18 protein-coding genes are annotated in these 19,339 nt (G+C 62.8%); 3 read left to right on the forward strand and 15 right to left on the reverse strand.

All coding sequences use genetic code 11. The features are described 5' to 3' along the window. Nucleotides 1–39: 39 nt before the first annotated feature. The gene (locus G522_RS0109830) at nucleotides 40–660 is read left to right on the forward strand and encodes a DNA-3-methyladenine glycosylase I (protein WP_156886896.1); all 621 of its coding nucleotides are present in this window, start codon (nucleotides 40–42) and stop codon (nucleotides 658–660) included. A gap of 38 nt (nucleotides 661–698) precedes the next feature. Here the strand turns inward: G522_RS0109830 and hisG are convergent, their stop codons facing one another. The 5 genes from hisG to G522_RS0109855 form a co-directional block, all read right to left on the reverse strand. Then, entirely contained in the window at nucleotides 699–1,694 is a 996-nt protein-coding gene (gene hisG, locus G522_RS0109835; protein WP_026790887.1) for an ATP phosphoribosyltransferase, read from the reverse strand. After that, on the reverse strand, nucleotides 1,691–2,827 hold the full coding sequence (locus G522_RS26345; protein ID WP_036838808.1) for an ATP phosphoribosyltransferase regulatory subunit: 1,137 nt from the start codon (nucleotides 2,825–2,827) through the stop codon (nucleotides 1,691–1,693). The genes hisG and G522_RS26345 overlap by 4 nt, the downstream gene beginning before the upstream one ends. Continuing rightward, on the reverse strand, nucleotides 2,824–4,320 hold the full coding sequence (hisS, locus tag G522_RS0109845; RefSeq protein WP_036838813.1) for a histidine--tRNA ligase: 1,497 nt from the start codon (nucleotides 4,318–4,320) through the stop codon (nucleotides 2,824–2,826). Before hisS ends, G522_RS26345 begins: the two co-directional genes overlap by 4 nt. 156 nt (nucleotides 4,321–4,476) lie before the next feature. Continuing rightward, nucleotides 4,477–4,893, reverse strand: a complete 417-nt coding sequence (locus G522_RS0109850) for a DoxX family protein (RefSeq protein WP_026790889.1) — start codon at nucleotides 4,891–4,893, stop codon at nucleotides 4,477–4,479. A gap of 166 nt (nucleotides 4,894–5,059) precedes the next feature. Continuing rightward, on the reverse strand, nucleotides 5,060–6,865 hold the full coding sequence (locus G522_RS0109855) for an ABC transporter ATP-binding protein/permease (RefSeq protein ID WP_026790890.1): 1,806 nt from the start codon (nucleotides 6,863–6,865) through the stop codon (nucleotides 5,060–5,062). 22 nt (nucleotides 6,866–6,887) lie between these two features. Here G522_RS0109855 and G522_RS30265 point away from each other — a divergent pair, with 22 nt between their 5' ends. After that, the gene (locus G522_RS30265; protein ID WP_169453499.1) at nucleotides 6,888–7,028 is read left to right on the forward strand and encodes a hypothetical protein; all 141 of its coding nucleotides are present in this window, start codon (nucleotides 6,888–6,890) and stop codon (nucleotides 7,026–7,028) included. Nucleotides 7,029–7,196: 168 nt separating this feature from the next. Here G522_RS30265 and groL read toward each other — a convergent pair whose 3' ends face one another. The 7 genes from groL to G522_RS0109895 form a co-directional block, all read right to left on the reverse strand. Continuing rightward, complete coding sequence (groL, locus tag G522_RS0109865; RefSeq protein WP_026790891.1) at nucleotides 7,197–8,828, reverse strand: chaperonin GroEL; 1,632 nt, start codon at nucleotides 8,826–8,828, stop codon at nucleotides 7,197–7,199. A gap of 53 nt (nucleotides 8,829–8,881) precedes the next feature. Beyond that, nucleotides 8,882–9,169, reverse strand: coding sequence for a co-chaperone GroES (gene groES / locus G522_RS0109870; protein ID WP_026790892.1), 288 nt, complete (start codon nucleotides 9,167–9,169; stop codon nucleotides 8,882–8,884). 154 nt (nucleotides 9,170–9,323) lie between these two features. Continuing rightward, a complete protein-coding gene (locus G522_RS0109875) occupies nucleotides 9,324–10,205 on the reverse strand; it encodes a DMT family transporter (protein WP_169453500.1) in 882 nt (293 codons plus the stop codon). Between the two features lie 149 nt (nucleotides 10,206–10,354). Further along, a complete protein-coding gene (locus G522_RS0109880) occupies nucleotides 10,355–10,843 on the reverse strand; it encodes a GNAT family N-acetyltransferase (RefSeq protein WP_026790894.1) in 489 nt (162 codons plus the stop codon). Nucleotides 10,844–10,850: 7 nt separating this feature from the next. Continuing rightward, nucleotides 10,851–11,435, reverse strand: coding sequence for a hypothetical protein (locus G522_RS0109885; protein WP_026790895.1), 585 nt, complete (start codon nucleotides 11,433–11,435; stop codon nucleotides 10,851–10,853). Between the two features lie 219 nt (nucleotides 11,436–11,654). After that, nucleotides 11,655–12,983: a sigma-54-dependent transcriptional regulator gene (locus G522_RS26350; protein ID WP_026790896.1), complete on the reverse strand. Its 1,329-nt coding sequence runs from the start codon at nucleotides 12,981–12,983 to the stop codon at nucleotides 11,655–11,657. Nucleotides 12,984–13,190: 207 nt separating this feature from the next. Next, nucleotides 13,191–13,385, reverse strand: a complete 195-nt coding sequence (locus tag G522_RS0109895) for a heavy-metal-associated domain-containing protein (RefSeq protein ID WP_026790897.1) — start codon at nucleotides 13,383–13,385, stop codon at nucleotides 13,191–13,193. 243 nt (nucleotides 13,386–13,628) lie between these two features. Here G522_RS0109895 and G522_RS28940 point away from each other — a divergent pair, with 243 nt between their 5' ends. Continuing rightward, on the forward strand, nucleotides 13,629–15,032 hold the full coding sequence (locus G522_RS28940; RefSeq protein ID WP_051228498.1) for an EAL domain-containing protein: 1,404 nt from the start codon (nucleotides 13,629–13,631) through the stop codon (nucleotides 15,030–15,032). 104 nt (nucleotides 15,033–15,136) lie between these two features. Here G522_RS28940 and G522_RS0109905 read toward each other — a convergent pair whose 3' ends face one another. From G522_RS0109905 to ileS, 3 genes are all read right to left on the reverse strand, one after another. Continuing rightward, the gene (locus G522_RS0109905) at nucleotides 15,137–15,793 is read right to left on the reverse strand and encodes a hypothetical protein (protein ID WP_026790898.1); all 657 of its coding nucleotides are present in this window, start codon (nucleotides 15,791–15,793) and stop codon (nucleotides 15,137–15,139) included. An 86-nt stretch (nucleotides 15,794–15,879) separates the two neighbouring features. After that, nucleotides 15,880–16,380, reverse strand: a complete 501-nt coding sequence (gene lspA / locus G522_RS0109910) for a signal peptidase II (protein WP_026790899.1) — start codon at nucleotides 16,378–16,380, stop codon at nucleotides 15,880–15,882. After that, entirely contained in the window at nucleotides 16,377–19,328 is a 2,952-nt protein-coding gene (ileS, locus tag G522_RS0109915) for an isoleucine--tRNA ligase (RefSeq protein WP_026790900.1), read from the reverse strand. The genes lspA and ileS overlap by 4 nt, the downstream gene beginning before the upstream one ends. Nucleotides 19,329–19,339: the final 11 nt, after the last annotated feature.

The raw sequence follows: 19,339 nt of genomic DNA on the forward strand, positions 1-19,339 counted from the left end.
CGCTAGGGTCGCCCGGCTATCTTGATGGGGGGCGAAGGCATGGACGGCATCACCACGGGCGAAGACGGCATCAAACGCTGCTTCTGGGCGGGCGGCGATCCGCTTTATCGCCGCTACCACGACGAGGAATGGGGCAGGCCGGTCGCAAACGACACGCGTCTTTTCGAAAAACTCTGTCTCGAAGGGTTCCAGTCGGGCTTGGCGTGGATCACCATACTCAGGAAGCGCGAGAACTTTCGCGCCGCTTTCGCCGGCTTCGACATTCCCACCGTTGCGTCCTTCACCGACACCGACGTTGAGCGGCTGGTGGGTGATGCCGGCATCGTTCGACATCGCGGCAAGATCGTCTCGACCGTCAACAATGCTCGCTGTGCCCTGGAATTGCAGGCGGAGGCCGGGTCGCTGGCGGCCTTTGTCTGGCGCTTCGAACCCGATCCGGCAAACCGGCCGGCGATTTTCACCATGAAGGACATTCAGCCGAAGACGGCCGAATCGACGGCACTCTCCAAGGAGCTCAGGAAACGCGGCTGGAGCTTTGTCGGCCCGACCACCGTCTATGCCTTCATGCAGGCGATGGGCCTCGTCAACGATCACCTTGAGGGATGCGACATTCGCGAGGCCGTCGAAAGGGATCGGGCCGCCTTCATCCGACCGAGATAAGCGATCGCGTGGGAGGCGGGGCCTCCCGCGCCCATCGGTTATCGGCTGATTTTCGCTTCGAGCGTCTCGTAGAGGGCGTTCTTCGCTTCGAAGACATACTCCACCGACGAAACCACGGCCGTCGTCGCGCCACGAGCGATCAGCGCCTCGGCTTCCGCTTGCGCGCGTGCCTTCGGCGCCAGAAGGCTGAGCCCTTCATCGTGCAGCGATAGCAGTGTCAGGTCGGTGCGCGCTCTGAGCTCCTCGGGCAGCACCGACGATGGCTGCATGACGGCGTCGATACGCCGCACCGACCGCGCCCGATCATCGGCGGCGATGCGGGTGAGCATGCCCCGACAGGCCGTGCGGGCAGCGTCCGTCCAGGAGGCGGCAAGCGAGGCGGCGAGCGCTGCCTCCGACCGCATGATGACGCCGTCATCAACGATCTTGAGGCCGTTTTCGACCAGCGTCTGGCCCGTCGAGGTGATGTCGACGATCAGTTCGGCGGTCCCGGCAGCCGGTGCTCCCTCGGTGGCACCAGGGCTCTCGACAATTAGGTAGTCGTGCACCCCGTGGGCAGTCAGGAAGCGCCGGGTCAGGGCGACGTATTTCGTGGCGACGCGCATCGGCCGGTAGTGCTTCAGGCGGAAACGGGCGGCGACGTCGGCAAGGTCGGCCATCGTCTGCACGTCGAGCCAGGCCTGCGGCACGGCCACCACGACATCGGCACGGCCAAAGCCGAGCCGCGTCACGATATGCGCCGGGTAGGGGGCTTCCTCGGCAACCACTCGCGCGCCGTCGTCGCCGCCCAGCGTCTCGTGCAACAGGTCGATGCCGGTCACCGCGAGGTGCACGTTGCCGGCGCCAATCTCGCGGGCAATCTCGGAGGCCGAGCGGAATTGCACCTCGACGTTCTTCAGCCCGTCGATGGTGCCGAAATAGTCGCGCGCGCCGCGCGCCTGTCGGATCGGGAGCCCCGATCGTTCGAAGAAGGCGAGCGTCTGTTCCTGCAGCCGGCCTTTGGACGGCACGGCAACGATTAGGGGTTCGGTCATGACGCCCTCCGGAAGCGCTCGGGCCAGACGGCGAAGCCGACCGCCTTGACGGTCTCTGCAGCCTTGAAGTGGCGGACTAGGCCGTCATAGCGGCCGCCGCCGCTGACCTGTCCCACCTCGACGCGCGTTGCATCGTGAATATCGAACACGAAGCCGTCGTAATAGCCGAGGCGGCGGCCGAAGCCGGCGGCATAGTGCAGCGTCGTGAGATCGACGCCGAGCGCGGCGATCGCCGCGACGCGCGCCTTGAAGCGATCGACGGCAGCGCGGAACGGTGGGCGATCGCCGATGCGGCTCGACAGCGCCTCGAGACGGAGAACGCCATCGGCGATGGAAAGATCGCCACCCTTCTCGTCCTGCATCGACATGAACTCAGCGATCGCTGCAATGGTTTCCGCCGGTACGCCATCGGAGGCGGCGAGCATCGCCTGCTCCAGCACCCGCTCGGCGATTTCGCCGGTGGTGCGGCCGCCGACCGTCTTCACACCAGCAATCGACAGGATATCGGCGAACAGCTGGCCGACCTTCTCGGCCGGGAAGGCCGAGAGCGCTTCAATGATCTCAGCATGGGCGGCAAAGCTGGGGAAGCCGAAACGCCGCTGCTCGAGGCGCGCCAGTGTGTCGGCGATCTTTTCCGGCTCACCGAATAGGGTGGTAAGGCGGGCACGCCAGGCCGGTGGAATGTCGAGGGCGGCCAGCAGCGCTGAGAACAATGCCACATCGCCAATGATGATGCGCTGACGGGATGCGCCGCAGGCGGCGGTAATCGCCACGGCATGGGCAAGCGCGGCAGCGTCCGTTGCCACCGGATCGTGGTCGCCGAGAATTTCGCCGCCCACCTGCCACACCTCGTCGGCCTCACCGGGCCTGCCGTTCCGGAATACCCGGCCGGAGTAGCAGAAGCGGCCACCGACAGGCTCAGCAGCCAGCATGGTGCGCACCACAGGAATGGTAAACTCGGGGCGCAGGCACCAGTCATGACCGGCGTTCGACGAGGTCACGAAAATGCGGCGTCGAAATTCCTCGCCGGAGATGCGGACGAAGTCCTCCATCGGCAGCAGAACCGGCACATCGACAGCAGTGAACCCAGCCACCTTGAAACTGTCGAGGGCAATCTGGATGGCGTCGGTCATGCCGCGCCTCCCGCTGCCTCGACGATCGCCCTGACTTCGGCCACGAGGTCAGCACGGGCGACCTCCTTCTGGGCGGGACGCGAGGCGCGCCACTCGGCGTTGTCGGTGATGCCGGCCGACAGCTCCTTGCCGAGCGCCAGATCCTTGATCTGCACGATACCGGCGTCACGTTCGTTGGAGCCTTCGATGATGACGCAGGGCGCATTGCGCCGGTCGGCGTATTTCATCTGCGCCTTCATGCCGGAGGCGCCGAGATACATTTCGGCGGCAATGCCGGCGGCACGCAGCTCGGCCACCATCTTCTGATAGCCGGCGAGCGCGTCCGGTCCCTTGTCCATGACCAGGACGCAGACGGGGCCGCTGACCTTATCGACACCCATCTTGCCGAGCGTCCGGAGCGCCGCCATCAGACGGGAGACGCCGATCGAGAAACCGGTGGCCGGCACCGGTTCCTTCAGGAAGCGGCCGACGAGACCGTCGTAGCGGCCGCCACCACCCACCGATCCGAAGCGAACGGGACGGCCGTCGTCACCGGTTACTTCGAAGGTGAGCTCCGCTTCGAACACCGGGCCAGTGTAATATTCGAGGCCGCGCACCACCGACGGGTCGATCTTCACCCGGTCGGCATATCCAGCCGCGTCAACCAGGTTGGCGATCAGCTTCAGTTCCTCGACGCCCTCGCTGCCGCGAGTACTGCCGGTGACCAGTTTGCCGAGATTGGCAACGGTATCGGCCGCGTTGTCGGCGCCGCTCGCCACGAAAGCGAGCACGACGTCTGCCGCCTCAGAGGGAAGGCCAGCGCCCTTGGTGAAGTCGCCGGACTTCTCCTCGGGATTCTCCCAGCGGCCAGCACCCAAGAGGTCGCGCACGCCCGATGAGCCGATCTTGTCGAGCTTGTCGATGGCCCGCAGCACGGTGAGACGCGTCCCGGCTTTGTCATCGCCGGCGAGACCGATGACTTCCATCACCCCGTCCAGCACCTTGCGATTGTTGACGCGAACGACGAACTGGCTCTTGCTGAGACCAAGCGCCTCCATGGTGTCGGCCATCATCATGCAGATCTCGGCATCGGCGGCCACCGACGGCGCGCCGACCGTGTCGGCGTCGAACTGCATGAACTGGCGGAAGCGGCCGGGGCCGGGCTTCTCGTTACGGAACACCCAGCCGTTGCGGTAGCTGCGATAGGGTTTCGGCAGCTTCTCATGGTTCTCGGCGTAGAAGCGAGCGAGCGGCGCCGTCAGGTCGTAGCGGAGCGACAGCCACTGTTCATCGTCGTCCTGGAAAGAGAAAACGCCTTCGTTCGGGCGGTCCTGATCGGGCAGGAACTTGCCGAGCGCGTCGGTATACTCGATCAGCGGCGTTTCCACCGGCTCGAAACCGTAGAGTTCGTAGGTATGTCGGATGGTCTCGATCATGGCCTCAGTCGCCTTGAGTTCGGCGGGGGTACGATCGACGAGACCGCGCGGCAGGCGCGCCTTGAGATAATCCGACATCAGTCTTGTGCCCTGGAATAGCGGCCGTAACAGGCCAAAACGCGCGAAAACCCGCGAGCGAGGCGCGCGGGTTTTCAAGTAATCGATAAGCGCCGAAAGGGCAAGGCGAAGCGGTCTGTCCGGACCTTTCGTCGCCCCCTCGGTTGTATTGTCTGATCAGGCCTTGCCGAGCTTGGCGTCGGCCGACAGCGCACCGGCACCGGCGCCGAGCAGCGCGAGGAAACCACCGGCAATGGTGATGTTCTTCATGAAGCCCAGCCAGTTCATCATGTCCATCATTTCCTGGCCGGCGGTGCCACTGATCGCCTTGTAATGGAACAGATAGCCGGAGATGACGCAGAAGCCGGCCAGCAGGAAGGCGGCGATGCGAGTCTGAAAACCGACCAGGATGGCGAGGCCACCAACGAACTCGGTCAGGATGACCAGCGGCAGCAGGATGGACGGCACGCCCATGGCCTCCATGTAGCCCGCAGTGCCGGCATAACCGACAATCTTGCCCCAGCCGGAGGTGATGAAGAGGATAGAGAGAAGAATGCGTCCGGCGAGCAAAGCCGGGGCCTTGATGCTGTCCATATCGGAGACTCCACAAACGAGAGGTGGGCGGCATCGCCTGACGCCGTTGCTGTCCGTATAGCTACGCAGCCTTCATCGGCATAGACATGAAAAAAGCGACGCATTGTTCCCGCCAAGGAAACAATGCGTCGCTTCTTGCCGTTTGGTGTTCAGAAAGTCGGCCCGATCAACCGACGGCGATTGGCGTCGCCCGGCCGAGGATGGCTGGTCCGCCGTCCTGCTTACGAAGTTCGATGAGGTCGTCGTGAAGGGCGCGGAGCGACGAGCGATGACCGATCGAGATGATGGCTGCCTGCGGCAAGCGGTCTCGCAGCAACTGGTAGAGAGCCGCTTCCGAGGTCTCATCGAGCGAGGCCGTTGCCTCATCGAGCAACAGGAAGTCCGGTTTTGCCAGAATCGCTCGGGCAATGGCCACCCGTTGCTGTTCGCCACCGGAGAGGCGGCTGGCGAGATTGGTGCCTTCCGAAAGATCATCGAGCCGATCGATGAACGCGCCCAACCCGACGGCGGACAGGACGTCGCGGACGTCCGCATCACCATATGTCTCGACTGGATTCGGGTAGGCCAGCGCCTCGCGGAGCGTGCCGAGCGGCAAATAGGCGGTCTGCGGCAACACCATCACCCGGGCGTTGCTGGGAATGCCGAACTCGCCACTGCCGAACGGCCAGATTCCGGCCAACGCGCGGAACACCGAGGTCTTGCCGATTCCGGATGGGCCGGAAATGAGAACGGCATCGCCTTTTTCGAAGCTGGCGCCATCGAGGCGAACCAACGGCCGTCCATCGGGCAGCGCGACGACAGTTCCATCGGCGACAATGGCGTCCCCTCCGACCGGCTTGAGGGCAACGCCCGGCTGGGCTGCGTCTACTTCGGCGGCCGACATGGCCTGTTGGAAGCTGGTAAGGCGGTCCAGAACAGCCTTCCAGTTGGCAATCGCCCCGTAAAGCGTGACGAAGATCGAGAAGTTACCCTGGACCTGCCCAAAGGCTTGTGACGTCTGCATAAGAACGCCGAGCTGCATGGTGGAGCCAGCAATAAAATAGGCCGGCGCCAGCATCAGGAAGGGGAAGACGACCGAGAACTGATCGTAGAAACTGGTGAACGTCCGCAGATTCCGGTTGGCATCCATCAGGCGGTACCAGTTGGCAACAATCCGTTGGAAGGCGTTTCCGAACACCTTTTTCTCGGCAGGCTCTCCCTTGAGAAGCGCGATCTCCTCGGAGTTCTCGCGCAGCCGCATCATGGAATAGCGGAAGTCGGCTTCGAAATGCTGCTGCTGGAAGTTCAGCTTGATCAGCGGCCGACCGATGAGATGGGTGAGATAGGTTCCGAAGATCGAATAGAGAACGGCAGCCCAAACGAGGTAGCCGGGAATGGTCGAAAAGTTGAAGCCGCCGATCGAATAGGGAAAAGCTGAAGATATGGCCCACAACACCCTGCTGAAGGCATAGAGCGTCAGAACGGTGTTGAAGACCTGAACGAAGATACTGAGCGTGGTGGTTATGAAATCGCTGATGTCTTCGGCGATACGCTGGTCGGGGTTGTCGGTCTTCCCGTAGCTCGTCTTGAGACGGTAATGGTTTGAGTTGGCCAGCCAACGGTTGATGAAGCGCTGGGTCATCCAGTCGCGCCAGCGGATACGCAGCCAACTGGTTAGATAGATCTCGATCACGCCTGAAGCGATCAGCAAGAACGCGATAATCGTAAAGAAGCCAAGCTCGTACCAAAAGACAGGTCCGTTGCGGTCCTGCATCGCCGTATAGAAGCGGTTGTTCCAGGCGTTGTACTGGACGTTGAGATAGACCTGGGCGACGTTGATGGCCAGAATGATGCCGAGAAGGCTGAGGGCGATCCAGCGCTCCTGCAGGTGGATCTTGAACCATCGGAAGGCCAGCTCGCCTTGCTGCTTTTCCTTGAAATAAGGAACGGCGAGGCGCCAGGCCAGTGCGAGCGTCGCTAAGAGTGCTTTCATCAGGTGTCCCCGGAACGGCGAATTGTTCGATGAACTGACGCAGAATCCCGCCACGGTTACAATGAAATTCATTGTCCTCGGCAAGGACCCCGCCAATTTTCTTGACGTGACAGCACGTCCCGATCGCGGCGACATTGCGGCGGAGCGGATGAAGCTTTTGTAAGGCGAGGGTCTTGGCAGACAAAAAGAAAGGGCGCCGCTTTCGCGACGCCCCATGTTGAGCTTCAGATCTTTTAGATCAGAAGTCCATGCCGCCAGCTCAAGTCGGCTGTTGCCGACTTGAACCACCTTTAGTGATGGGCGGCTTTTATGGACGTTCAGATCTTTTAGATCAGAAGTCCATGCCGCCCATGCCGCCGCCCGGCATGGCCGGAGCAGCTTCCTTGCGCGGAAGCTCGGCGACCATGGCTTCGGTGGTGACCAGCAGGCCAGCAACCGAGGCAGCGTCCTGCAGAGCCGTACGCACGACCTTGGTCGGATCGATAATGCCGGCCTGGATCATGTCGACATAGGTCTCGTTCTGGGCGTCGAAACCGAAGGTATCGCCCTTCTCGAGCACCTTGGAGACGACGACCGAACCTTCGACGCCGGCGTTGACGGCGATCTGACGGATCGGCGCCTCAAGGGCGGCGAGAACGATCTTGATGCCGCGCTCGATGTCGAGGTTGTCGGACGAGAGCTTGGCAACGGCGGCCTTGGCGCGCAGGAGAGCCGTACCACCGCCCGGGACGATGCCGGCTTCAACGGCAGCGCGGGTGGCGTTCAGCGCGTCGTCGACGCGGTCCTTCTTTTCCTTGACTTCGACTTCGGTCGAGCCACCGACGCGGATGACGGCAACGCCACCGGCGAGCTTGGCCAGACGCTCCTGCAGCTTCTCGCGGTCGTAGTCCGAGGTGGTCTCCTCGATCTGCGCCTTGATCTGGGCAACGCGGGCCTCGATGTCGGCCTTGGCGCCAGCGCCGTCGACGATCGTGGTGTTTTCCTTGGAGATCGACACGCGCTTGGCATGGCCGAGCATGGCGAGCGTGACGTTCTCGAGCTTGATGCCGAGATCTTCCGAGATCACCTGGCCACCGGTCAGGATGGCGATGTCCTCGAGCATGGCCTTGCGGCGATCACCGAAGCCCGGCGCCTTGACGGCGGCGATCTTCAGGCCACCGCGCAGCTTGTTGACGACGAGCGTGGCAAGGGCTTCGCCCTCGACGTCCTCGGCAACGATCAGCAGCGGACGCGACGACTGGACGACAGCCTCGAGCACCGGCAGCAGGGCCTGCAGGTTGGAGAGCTTCTTCTCGTGGATGAGAATGTACGGATCGTCGAGATCGGCGACCATCTTCTCGGCGTTGGTTACGAAGTAGGGGCTGAGGTAGCCACGGTCGAACTGCATGCCTTCGACGACTTCGAGCTCGGTCTCGGCGGTCTTGGCTTCCTCGACGGTGATGACACCCTCGTTGCCGACCTTCTGCATGGCATCGGCGATCATCTGGCCGATTTCGATCTCGCCGTTGGCGGAAATCGTGCCGACCTGGGCGACTTCGGCCGAGGTGGAGATCTTCTTCGAACGAGCGTTGAGGTCCTTGACGGCCTCGCTGACGGCGAGGTCGATACCGCGCTTGAGGTCCATCGGGTTCATGCCGGCGGCAACCGCCTTGGCGCCCTCACGGATGATGGCCTGGGCCAGAACGGTGGCGGTGGTGGTGCCGTCGCCAGCCTTGTCGTTGGTCTTCGAAGCGACTTCGCGGACCATCTGAGCGCCCATGTTCTCGAACTTGTCGGCAAGCTCGATTTCCTTGGCGACCGTCACGCCGTCCTTGGTGATGCGCGGGGCACCGAACGACTTGTCGATCACGACGTTACGGCCCTTGGGACCCAGCGTGACCTTGACGGCATCGGCGAGGATGTCCACGCCGCGCAGCATCTTCTCGCGGGCGTCGGAACCGAATTTGACTTCCTTGGCAGCCATGGGATTCTTCCTTGAAATGAGAGGTTAACGGAGGACGAAACGGACTGAACGGATCAGCCGATGATGCCCATCACGTCGGATTCCTTCATGATCAGGAGGTCCTGACCGTCGATCTTCACTTCGGTGCCGGACCACTTGCCGAACAGCACCTTGTCGCCAGCCTTGACGTCGAGAGCGATGAGTTCGCCCTTCTCATTGCGGGCACCGGGGCCAACGGCCACGACTTCGCCCTGCTGGGGCTTTTCCTTGGCGGTGTCCGGGATGATGATGCCACCAGCGGTGCGCTCTTCAGACTCCAGCCGGCGAACGACAACACGGTCGTGCAGGGGACGGAACTTCATGTTCGGCTCCTTATTTGAACTGCCTGTGGCGAGCGCGCTTTTGCCTCGCAGGCCACAGCAAAAAATATCTGCTGTTAGCACTCACCTGTGATGAGTGCTAAGCGCGCCGGAGATAGGCGCATGGCGCGCGGCTGTCAAGGGTGGGTCCGGTGTTTTACGAACAGGCGTCGTCCACCTTGGGCACGGCGGGCGTAGACGTGGGCTGTACGACCAAGACACAGGCGCCAATGATAATGGCGGCGCCGATCAGGGTATAGATGCTCGGCACTTCGGAAAAAAAGATCAGGCCGAATGTGACGGCCCAGATCAGAGCGGTGAACTCGAAGGGGCCGAGCAGCGTCGCCGGCGCATGCTTGTAGGCCCAGGTGATGGCGTAGTTACCGCCGGTGCCAAGGGCGCCAATCGCCAGGAACATCAGCAAGGTTTTGGCCGGCAACGGTTCGAACCAATACAGCGCAAAAGGCAGGGAAACCGCTGCGCAAATGAGGTTCTGAACCAGGATCATCTGCGGCACGCTGTCATGCGCGGTATCGCGGCGTGCCATGATCATGGAGAGGGCATAGGCGATAGCTGATGCGAGTGCCATGGCAAAGCCGAGAGGGCTGCCAACCTCCGAGCTCAGCTTCTCCGACAGCATGATCACGACGCCCAGAAAACCGAAGGCGGCAGCGAACAGAGACCGACGCGTCATCGGATCACCGATCATGGCCGCGGAGATCAACACCATGAAAAAGGGCGAAGTGAACGTGAGGGCCACGGTCTGCGCGAGGGGCAGCAACTTGAGTGCGCCGAAGAACAGGATAGCGCAGCAGAGGCCCGCCAATGCCCGGCCGACCGCGCGCCTGAAAGTGGCCCGGCTGGGCTGAATCTGGCCTTGCGCGGCTGCCGATCCTGCAGAGAATATAAGGCCGGCCGCATAGCGCAAGAAGACGACCATGGCCAGGGGAGTGCCGTAGGTGGTCGCCTTGACCAACGCGTCCAACCCGGAGAACAGGAGGACGGCAAGGAGGGCGGCGCCTGCCGCCCGCAGGCGCATCGACGGCTGCATGACATCTCCGAAAGGGCAGCGAAAGCGCAGCCAGAGCGCGGCTTCTACGCTTTGGGCGTATTCCCGGCAAGGTCAGCAGGCATGCCTAAGTGGCCTCTAGGTCAAAACGTGGCAGCATCCAACCCGAAAAGCAGCGCTTAGCGATCCAGTTCAAGTCGATAGGCAAATTCCCAGCCGTCGGTAGCATCGGCAAGGAAGCGGACAACCGGCTGACGAACGAAGCCGAGCTTTTCGTAGAACCGATGACCGGACAGAAAACGGGTATCGGTCCAGAGCTTCAACGTCCGTCCGCCGCGTCGAAGAACTTCCTCGATGGCAGTCGCATAAAGCCGCTGCGCCAAACCGGAGCCGCGCCGGTCGCGATCGAGATAGACCTTGTTGAGCTCGAAGACGCCGTCTCTATCGGGCGACGATATGGCAAAGGAGGCGACGATGATGCCCTTGTCTTCGGCCACCAACAGCCGCCCGCCTCGCTTTTCATAGTGACTGGCGGGCGCCGCCAGTTCGGGGAACTCGGCCATGACGAACGGGCAGCCGTCATATTCCCCGAAGACGGCGGCGATCAATCGGGCAATACCCAGGCCGTCGGCGTCGACGGCGGGCCGAATAAGAGGCTGTTCGGTCATCGGCAGATCAGCCGGCCGGCTTGTCGGCAATCGTGAACGGCAGCTCGAACTCGCCCTTCTTCTCAGAATTGCGGTCGCTGAGTTTGGTCACCAGCACATAATCGCCGGGTTTCAGGCCCTTGAAATTATACACGATATAGACCTGGAACTCCTTGTTGCGGCGGCGTGACACCATGTCGAGAGAGGCAAATCCTTCCTGTGCATGCAGGATCTGGCCGCGCGGCGTGCGGAGTTCGAAGTCGGCCGAGAAGTCGATCTTGAACAGATCGCCTTCCTTGCCAAAACCGTAGCCGAAGGGTTCGGCATAGACGAGCATTTGCTCGTCTGGCTGAAAGACGGCATTGGGGCGGGTGTCGTAGATGCCGAAGCCGGCCGGCTTGCCGGTGACGAAGGTCGCCTCCGAGAAGCCGAGCGGTGCGGCGTCCCAGGCAGTATTGAAGGCCGCTTCCAGCGACGCCAGCGCTTCCACCGCCTTGCCCTCGGCCAGCAATGCCTCGGCTGTCTTGGCCTCGTCGAGGATCGGCCCCGCCAGTACGGTGGATGCCGCCATCACACAGGCGGAAAAAGCAGCAAGAAAACGCAACCCGTGCATGACCGCTTGTCCTTCCCCCAGAGCACCGGCCGATCGGACGGATCGAAACGCGGCCGCTCAAGCGAATAATCTGACCCCTTCCACAAACGCAACAGCATCTGCCGGGAGCTCGCCGACAAGGTCAACCGAGACCGGCGGCCAACGCGATTGTGGTCCGATACTATCTTACTGATCTATTTGCCGGTTTCCAAGGTCAGGCCAAACTTTCCGCAGAACTACTCAGGCACTGCGGGCAGCCATCGCATCTTCGATGTCGCGGCGCTTGCGATAAATGGTCGACGGGCTGATCTCAAGAGCCGCCGCGGCCTTGGCGATATTGCCGTCGAAAGCAGTGATCGCCTCCTCGATGACCCGCGCCTCTTCCATCCAAAGTGGCCTGACCTCGGCTGGCAGTTTCTTCCTCGGCGCGGCGGCTATGGCTGCCGGCGCGACGATCACCGGTACGACCATATCGGCTGTCACGAGGTCGCCGGGATAGAGCGTCATCAAGGTTTCGAGCGCCGATCTAAGCTCGGCGACGTTGCCGGGCCAGGCGCGGCCGATAAGGCACTGCACGGCAGCGGCTGTGAAGCGCGTATAACGGGAGCCGCTATCGCGATTGATCTGCCGCACCATGGCATCGACAAGGAGCGGGATGTCCTCCGTCCGGTCCCGGAGCGGCGGTACGGCCAGCGTCAGCACGTTGAGGCGGAAGTAGAGATCCTGCCGGAGGCCTGCCGGACCGCTGAGATCATCGAGCGGTCGCCGCGATGAGGCGATGATGCGGACTGACAGACGGTGGCCTCCATCGAAGCCGGCGATCTCTCCTGTATCGAGAAAGCGCATCAGCGCCAGCTGGGCTGGGTCCGGAAGATGCCCAACCTCGTCGAGAAACAGCGTCCCGCCGTCGGCGGAGGCCAGGGCGCCGTCGGCTTCCGAGAGATCGGCCACCAACCGATCGACCGGCGTCCGTGAACAGTCGATGGTGACGAACGGTCCGTTGCGGCGCCGAGAGCGGATATGGACGGAGCGAGCCACCAGAGATTTGCCGCTGCCGGCCTCGCCGGAAATGAACACCGGCCCGAGCGACGGTGCAACGCGCAGGATCTGCTCGGAAAGGGCACGGGTTGCCGGTGATGAACCAATGAGGCCATCGGCTTCATCGACAGCGTTGGCAATGCTTTCGACGAACTGGCGCTCGACGCGGCGCGCAAAAGCGTTGCCATCGAGCGGCTTCTCGATGAAATCGGCAGCACCCGCCCGGACGCAAGCGACTGCCGCCTGGACGTTGGTGGGATCGCCCATGGCATACACGGTGGTGGGCGTCAGCTGTTCGGTGAACGCTCGAAAGGCCTGGGGACCGCCGATGGTCTCCAAATCGATGGCGATGATGTCGAATGTCTGCTTGCCGGCCATCACGCGTGCAGCGTCACGCTCGGCAGTCTCGAGAATCAACATCGGCCGAGCGATGCGCGCCTCAAGCGCCTTGCGCACGACTCGCCGAGACGAGACGTCTGCATCGACGATTAGAAGACGAACCGTCGATGTGCTGCGCGGGCTAACCGACATCGGAAAGCGTTCCCTGCCAACCAGTTGCAAATTGCACTGCGTACGGCGGAACTCTGCCCCGATCATGGTAAATAAAGGGTTGATAACCGTTAACAGGACGTCACAGACGTCTTTCAAGGCAGCTTTTCGCGAAGGAAACCAGCTCGCAACGAGCGCTCCCAACCTCATCTCAGAGACCGGAATCGGAAGCGCTATCGGGAATCGACGTCAGGCCGCCACTTCGTAGCCGGCGGCTTCGATGGCCTCACCAAGCGATTTGGCGTCGGCTTTGGTCTCGACGCTCACCTTGCCGGAGGCCAGGTCGATCTTGACGCTGGCGTCGGCATCGACGCGTTTGATCGCCTTCTCGACCGAACTGGCGCAGCCACCGCACATCATGCCTTTGACGTTGAGTTCGAGCATGCTTCGTCTCCGGTTTTTTCTTGTCGGCGACTGTCCGCCAACGAGACGCGTCGAACATGGGACGGCGCTCGGCAGCGGTCAAGGCGGCGATAAGCATCGCGTGGAGCACCGAAAGCACTCTCGGTTGGCGAAATCCCCTGAAAACCCTTGGAAAACCATTGTCCGTCTTCGCTTCCGCTCACGAAAACGGCAACAATGCTGAGTGATTCGTTGCGTGGGTTTCGTGTTGGAGTGGGCAGGCGAATGAACCGGTCGTCATCGACGATGATCCTGATCGCCATGGGCGTGATCGCCGCCTCGGCCGCGGTGGTGCTGTATTTCCAGCTCGGCCTGTCGGCGGGCTCGGCACTGGTGGTCGGTATTGGCCTGATGCTGATCATGGTCAGCCTGCAGCAGCCGATGGAGCGGCGCCGGGAGCGCGCCTGGATCGAGAGCCGGCTGGCCGAGCTTGCCGCCGTCGCCGGCGACGGCGAAGCCGAGATCGAGAAGATTGCCGCCCGCCTCAATCGCTTGGAGCAGGCGCTGCCGGGCCGGGTGCGCGAGCAGACCGGCGAACTCGCTGCCGAGGTCGAGGTTGTCGGAGAACTGCTCCGGCAGGTGACGGAGACGCTGGCCGAGTTGGAATCCACCGTCGATGGCCGCCTCGATGGCGTCAATGCGCGCTTTAGTGCCCTCGAACGGCATATCCGGGAAGCTGAGGACACCGGACGGCGGTCTCGCCGGGTGCGAGTCGACGATTATCTCGAGGAGGGTCGTGGACGATCGGGAGAGGGGCGGGGTGACGTCTCCGCCAGCATGAAAAACTCCTTGTTCGTTCCCGACACCGATCCGGCCCTGGAGCGCGAGGTAGAGCGTCTCATCCGCGAGGAGCAGATCGAGTTGCATCTGCAGCCCGTGGTGACGCTGCCGCAGCGGCTCGTTCGCTCCTATGAGGTGCTGACCCGACTCAAGGGAGCTTCAGGCCTGATTCCGGCTGCCGAGTTCATTCCTGTCGCCGAGAAGAGCCGGCTGATTGCCAAGCTCGATACCTACCAAGTGATCCGGTCGTTCCAGATCCTGAAGCGTCTCACGCAGCGCAACAGTGATGTCGGCCTCTTTATCAACCTGTCGGCGGAAAGCCTCGCCTCGTCCGCCTTCTTCCGCGAGTTCCAGGGCTTTCTCGGTCAGAACAGAGCCATGGCCGATCTGGTACAGTTCGAATTCCGCCAGGATGCGCTCGCTGAGATGGGTCCGCTCGAGGTCGAGAGCCTTCGGGCAGTCGCCGACCTTGGCTTCCACTTCTCGATCGACAACGTCACCGATCTGCGTGCCGATTTCCGTCGCTGGTCCGATCTTGGCTTCCGCTCGATCAAGGTGGCGGCTGACCGGTTGCTCGGCCGGGCCCCGCTGGTCACCGGCGACATCCATGTCGAGGATATGGCCGGGCATCTGCAGAGGCAGGGACTGACGCTGATCGTCGATCGCGTCGAGCAGGAAGCCCAGGTGATTGATCTCCTGGACTACGGTCTCACCTTCGGGCAGGGCAACCTGTTCTCCAGCCCGCGTCAGGTGCGGCCGGAAGTGCTCGGCGCCGCTCAGGCTTCGGCCAGCGCGCCGGCGCGTCCGACACAGGCGGGGGGCGAGCGCGCGGGAGCGGCGCGTCGCTGATCGGCGAAGAGACCGAAGAAGTTCATGTGAAACGAAAAAAGCCGCGGGACCCGCGGCTTTTTTATATTGGTGTTACGGCTAGGAGCGCGGAGCGCCCCGGTGCCTCACCAGAACTTCCACCACTTCTTCGTCTGCTGCTCCGGCGGAGCACCATCGTCGGTCGTCACCGGCACGCCGGGAGCTGGCTCGAGATAGCTCACCGGCGGCTCGACCAGCGCCCTGCGCACCGGCTTGCCATTGGCATCATAGAGTCGGGTGGACTTGTCGCGCGGTATGTTGCCGAGCTGACTTGGGAGAAGACGCCGCCTGTCGGAATCGCTCGTCGTAACGCTGGCATCCGAAGCTTCGGCGGTCCTTGCATCGGGAACGCGAATAGCCGTCATCTCAGAGGCTGGCAGCAGATCCTTGTCGTCGCGACCGGCTTCGCGGGCCGCCGCGTCGGTCAAAACCTTGCGCGCCTTGATGTCGTTGTCTTCCGGCCAAGTGCCGCTCGACTCAAGACGCTTGGGATCTTCCGGAGCCACGAGAGCCAGCTTGTTCGGTGGCACCACCAGCGGGGCTCGCGGAGTATAGTTGATGGCTGTCTTGCGCGACGGAACGGCGCCGAGGCCTTCCATGACGGCGCGGCCCATCGACACGTTGGGAACTTCCGTCTCGGGATCGTCGTCGGCCACCGAGGTGCCCAGCGCCGAGCAGGCAGAGAGACTCAAAGCGGCTATGGCAAGAAGAGCGCAACGCTTGCCGGTCAGCAGATGGGTCATTGATATCGTCACTCTCGCTCTCGTGCCGGGCCTCGCCAAAGTAAGACCCTGTTCCGGTCAGCGCCTAGCCGACTTTTGAGGCATCACTATGACCTCAAGCGCAGAGACTCATACAGGAGTGCGCCCACCCCTGCAACGATGGCGCAGTCGGCTAGATTGAAAACGTACCAGGAAAAAGAACCGTAGTGCAGGTAGAGGAAGTCGATGACCCCACCGAACACGACGCGGTCGACGAGGTTGCCCAGAGCACCACCGATGATCAGCGCCAGCGCCAGACAGGCCACCAGCCGGTCTCGCGACCGCCACAGCCAGACGGCAAGCAGAACGGTTGCCAACGCGGTGAGCCCGATTAGCAGCCATCGTCCCAGGGCCTCATTCTGCTGGAACAGGCCATAGGAAATACCCATGTTCCAGGTCAGAACGAGATCGAACACCGGCAGCAGCGAGATGCGATCGCCGTCCGGCAGGCTGGTATGGTTCAGCACCCAGTATTTGCTCGCCTGGTCAACGACCAGCGTCAACAAGACGATGGCGAGCGCGGCAAGCCGCGTCCGCCGTGTCGTGAGATTGCTTGACGCCGCCGTCATGCGCCAGCCGCCAGCTCGCGCAGCGCCTGGGCGTCACGAAGCGTCACGTCCGGATACTCAGGATCGCTGCCGACTTCCGGCAGGATCTTCCACGAACGGGCGCATTTGCGTCCCTCGGCAAGCTTGGGAACCACCGCAACCGGTGTGCCGTCGTCAAGGCGGAACGCAGCTTCAGGCGCCGGTGCGTCGGTAACCGCGATCTGCGAGGTGATGCAGATCTCGGCAAAGTCGAGCCCGTCGAGCGCCGCCAGCAGATCCTTGTCCTCGACATGCACCATCGGCGCCGCTTCGAGAGACGAGCCGATGCGCTTTTCCCGCCGCTCGATTTCAAGTGCGCCGGTGACGGCACGCCGTACCCGCTTTACCTTCTCCCACTTCTCGTCGAGCGCCGCGTTGGTCCATTCTTCCGGAACCGCCGGGAAAAGCTCGAGGTGAACGGAAGACGCATCGCCTGGGTGCCGTTCTAGCCAAGCTTCCTCGGCGGTGAACGGGATCAGCGGCGCCAGCCACTTGATGAGATGGTCATAGAGCACCGCCACAACATGAAGTGCCGCACGACGCTTCAGGCTCGACTTCGGATCACAGTAGAGCGCGTCCTTGCGAACGTCGAAGTAGAAGGCGGAGAGTTCGATGTTCATGAAGTTGAGCACCGACGAGAAGACGGCCTTGAAGTCGTATTCCCGATAGCCTTCCTCCACCTGGGCGCCGACTTCGGCGAGCTTGTGCAGCATCACCCGCTCGAGTTCCGGCAGATCGGCATAGGCCACCGCGTCACCATCGTAATGGGCGAGCGTGCCGAGCATCCAGCGCAGGGTGTTGCGGATCTTGCGATAGGCATCGGAGTTGGCATCGAGGATCTTCTTGCCGATGCGCTGGTCTTCCCAATAGTCAGTCGAGGCGACCCAGAGGCGCAGGATGTCGGCACCCGACTGCCGGATGACGTCCTGTGGCTGCACCTGGTTGCCAAGCGACTTCGACATCTTGCGGCCGTCCTCGGCCATGGTGAAGCCGTGCGTCACCACCGTCTTGTAGGGGGCAACACCGTTGACACCGCAAGACTCTAGCAGGGATGAATGGAACCAGCCGCGATGCTGGTCCGAGCCCTCGAGGTAGACGTCGGCCGGCCACTTGAGGTCGGGGCGGCCTTTCAGCACGAATTCATGCGTCGATCCGGAATCGAACCAGACGTCGAGGATGTCGCGCACCTGTTCCCAGGCGGACGTATCCTTGACGAAGCCGGCCAGGAAACGTTCCTTGGCGCCATCGGCGAACCAGGCATCGGCACCTTCGGCAAGGAAGGCCTCGCGGATGCGGCTGGCATAGGCGTCGTTATGCGCGAAATCCGGGCCGGGGATGAGCTGGCCGGTCTCAGTGTTGCGGAAGACGGCGATTGGCACGCCCCAGGCCCGCTGACGGGACAGCACCCAGTCGGGCCGGTTTTCGATCATCGACCGCAAGCGCGTCTGGCCGGCGGGCGGATAGAAGGTGGTGGCGTCGATGGCGTTGAGCGCACGAGCACGCAGCGTATCGCCCTCCGGTCCCTTGCCGATGGGGCGATCCATGTAGACGAACCACTGCGGCGTGTTGCGGAAGATCACCGGCTTCTTGGAACGCCAGCTGTGGGGATAGGTATGCTTGAGGCGGCCGCGCGCCGCCATCATGCCCGCAGCGGCCAGCGCATCGATCACCGCCTGATTGGCATCGCCCTTTTCACCCTTGTCGGTGATGACACGGCGCCCAACGAGACCGGGTGCCTCATCTGTCAGGAACCCGTTGTCGTCGACCGTGAAGGGGATCGCCGTCGAGATGCCGCGCTCCGCCAGTTGCCGACCATAGTCCATCCACACCTCGAAGTCTTCGCGGCCATGGCCGGGAGCGGTGTGGACGAAACCGGTGCCAGTGTCGTCCGTGACGTGATCGCCGGCGAGGAGGGGGACATCGAAGGTGTAGCCGCCGTCCAGACCGCGCAGCGGATGGGCGCAGGTGAGGCCAGCGAGCACGCTCGCCGGAACGGCCGCCACCTTGCGATGGCCAGTTACCTTGGCCTGCTTGAACACCGCCTCTGCCAAGGCGTCGGCAAGAATGTACTTTTCACCGGTCTTGGCCCAATTGCCTTCGGGTGCCTCCGTCACTTCATAAAGGCCATAGGCGATCTTCGGCGAGTAGCTGACGGCGCGATTGCCGGGGATCGTCCAGGGCGTCGTCGTCCAGATCACCACGAATGCGCCAGCGAATTCGGCTGCGCCAGCGGTCACCGGGAACTTCACCCAGATGGTGTCCGACTGGTAGTCCTGATATTCGACTTCGGCCTCGGCGAGCGCCGTCCGCTCGACGACCGACCACATCACCGGCTTGGAGCCGCGATAGAGCTGGCCGGACGTGGCAAACTTCAGGAGCTCGGTGGCGATCACCGCCTCCGAGGTGAAGGCCATGGTGGTGTAGGGGCGCTTGAAATCCCCCTCGACACCCAGCCGGCGGAATTCCTCGGCCTGGATCTTGATCCAGCCCTCGGCATACTGGCGGCATTCGGCGCGGAAGTCGTTGATCGGCACCTCGTCCTTATTCTTGCCCTTGGCGCGATACTCTTCTTCGACTTTCCACTCGATCGGCAGGCCATGGCAGTCCCAGCCGGGGACGTAGTTGGAATCGTAGCCCATCATCTGCCTGGAGCGGGTGATGATGTCCTTCAGGATCTTGTTGAGCGCATGTCCGATGTGCAGGTGGCCGTTGGCATAGGGAGGGCCGTCATGCAGCACGAACTTCTCGCGTCCCTTGGCGGTCTCGCGCAGCTTTTCGTAAAGCTTCATCTCGTCCCAGCGGGCGATCAGCTTCGGCTCCTTCTCCGGCAGGCCGGCGCGCATCGGAAAGTCGGTGGCGGGGAGATTGAGCGTGGGCGAATAGTCGCGGGTCGGCGTCGCTTCGGACGTCGGGGCGGGCGTGTCGGTCATGGAATGTCTCG

It is taken from the genome of Pleomorphomonas oryzae DSM 16300 (genome assembly GCF_000422965.1).
GTDB classification, from domain to species: Bacteria; Pseudomonadota; Alphaproteobacteria; order Rhizobiales; family Pleomorphomonadaceae; genus Pleomorphomonas; species Pleomorphomonas oryzae.

Excerpts from the sequence above, each read along its gene's own strand:
- G522_RS26345 (WP_036838808.1), bottom strand. The coding sequence starts at position 2,827 with ATGACCGACGCCATCCAGATTGCCCTCGACAGTTTCAAGGTGGCTGGG.
- G522_RS0109850 (WP_026790889.1), bottom strand. The coding sequence starts at position 4,893 with ATGGACAGCATCAAGGCCCCGGCTTTGCTCGCCGGACGCATTCTTCTC.
- G522_RS0109885 (WP_026790895.1), bottom strand. The coding sequence starts at position 11,435 with ATGCACGGGTTGCGTTTTCTTGCTGCTTTTTCCGCCTGTGTGATGGCG.
- hisG (WP_026790887.1), bottom strand. The coding sequence starts at position 1,694 with ATGACCGAACCCCTAATCGTTGCCGTGCCGTCCAAAGGCCGGCTGCAG.
- G522_RS28940 (WP_051228498.1), top strand. The coding sequence starts at position 13,629 with ATGAACCGGTCGTCATCGACGATGATCCTGATCGCCATGGGCGTGATC.
- G522_RS0109875 (WP_169453500.1), bottom strand. The coding sequence starts at position 10,205 with ATGCGCCTGCGGGCGGCAGGCGCCGCCCTCCTTGCCGTCCTCCTGTTC.
- lspA (WP_026790899.1), bottom strand. The coding sequence starts at position 16,380 with ATGACGGCGGCGTCAAGCAATCTCACGACACGGCGGACGCGGCTTGCC.
- ileS (WP_026790900.1), bottom strand. The coding sequence starts at position 19,328 with ATGACCGACACGCCCGCCCCGACGTCCGAAGCGACGCCGACCCGCGAC.
- G522_RS0109830 (WP_156886896.1), top strand. The coding sequence starts at position 40 with ATGGACGGCATCACCACGGGCGAAGACGGCATCAAACGCTGCTTCTGG.
- G522_RS0109895 (WP_026790897.1), bottom strand. The coding sequence starts at position 13,385 with ATGCTCGAACTCAACGTCAAAGGCATGATGTGCGGTGGCTGCGCCAGT.
- groL (WP_026790891.1), bottom strand. The coding sequence starts at position 8,828 with ATGGCTGCCAAGGAAGTCAAATTCGGTTCCGACGCCCGCGAGAAGATG.
- G522_RS0109880 (WP_026790894.1), bottom strand. The coding sequence starts at position 10,843 with ATGACCGAACAGCCTCTTATTCGGCCCGCCGTCGACGCCGACGGCCTG.
- G522_RS26350 (WP_026790896.1), bottom strand. The coding sequence starts at position 12,983 with ATGTCGGTTAGCCCGCGCAGCACATCGACGGTTCGTCTTCTAATCGTC.
- groES (WP_026790892.1), bottom strand. The coding sequence starts at position 9,169 with ATGAAGTTCCGTCCCCTGCACGACCGTGTTGTCGTTCGCCGGCTGGAG.
- hisS (WP_036838813.1), bottom strand. The coding sequence starts at position 4,320 with ATGTCGGATTATCTCAAGGCGCGCCTGCCGCGCGGTCTCGTCGATCGT.
- G522_RS0109855 (WP_026790890.1), bottom strand. The coding sequence starts at position 6,865 with ATGAAAGCACTCTTAGCGACGCTCGCACTGGCCTGGCGCCTCGCCGTT.
- G522_RS0109905 (WP_026790898.1), bottom strand. The coding sequence starts at position 15,793 with ATGACCCATCTGCTGACCGGCAAGCGTTGCGCTCTTCTTGCCATAGCC.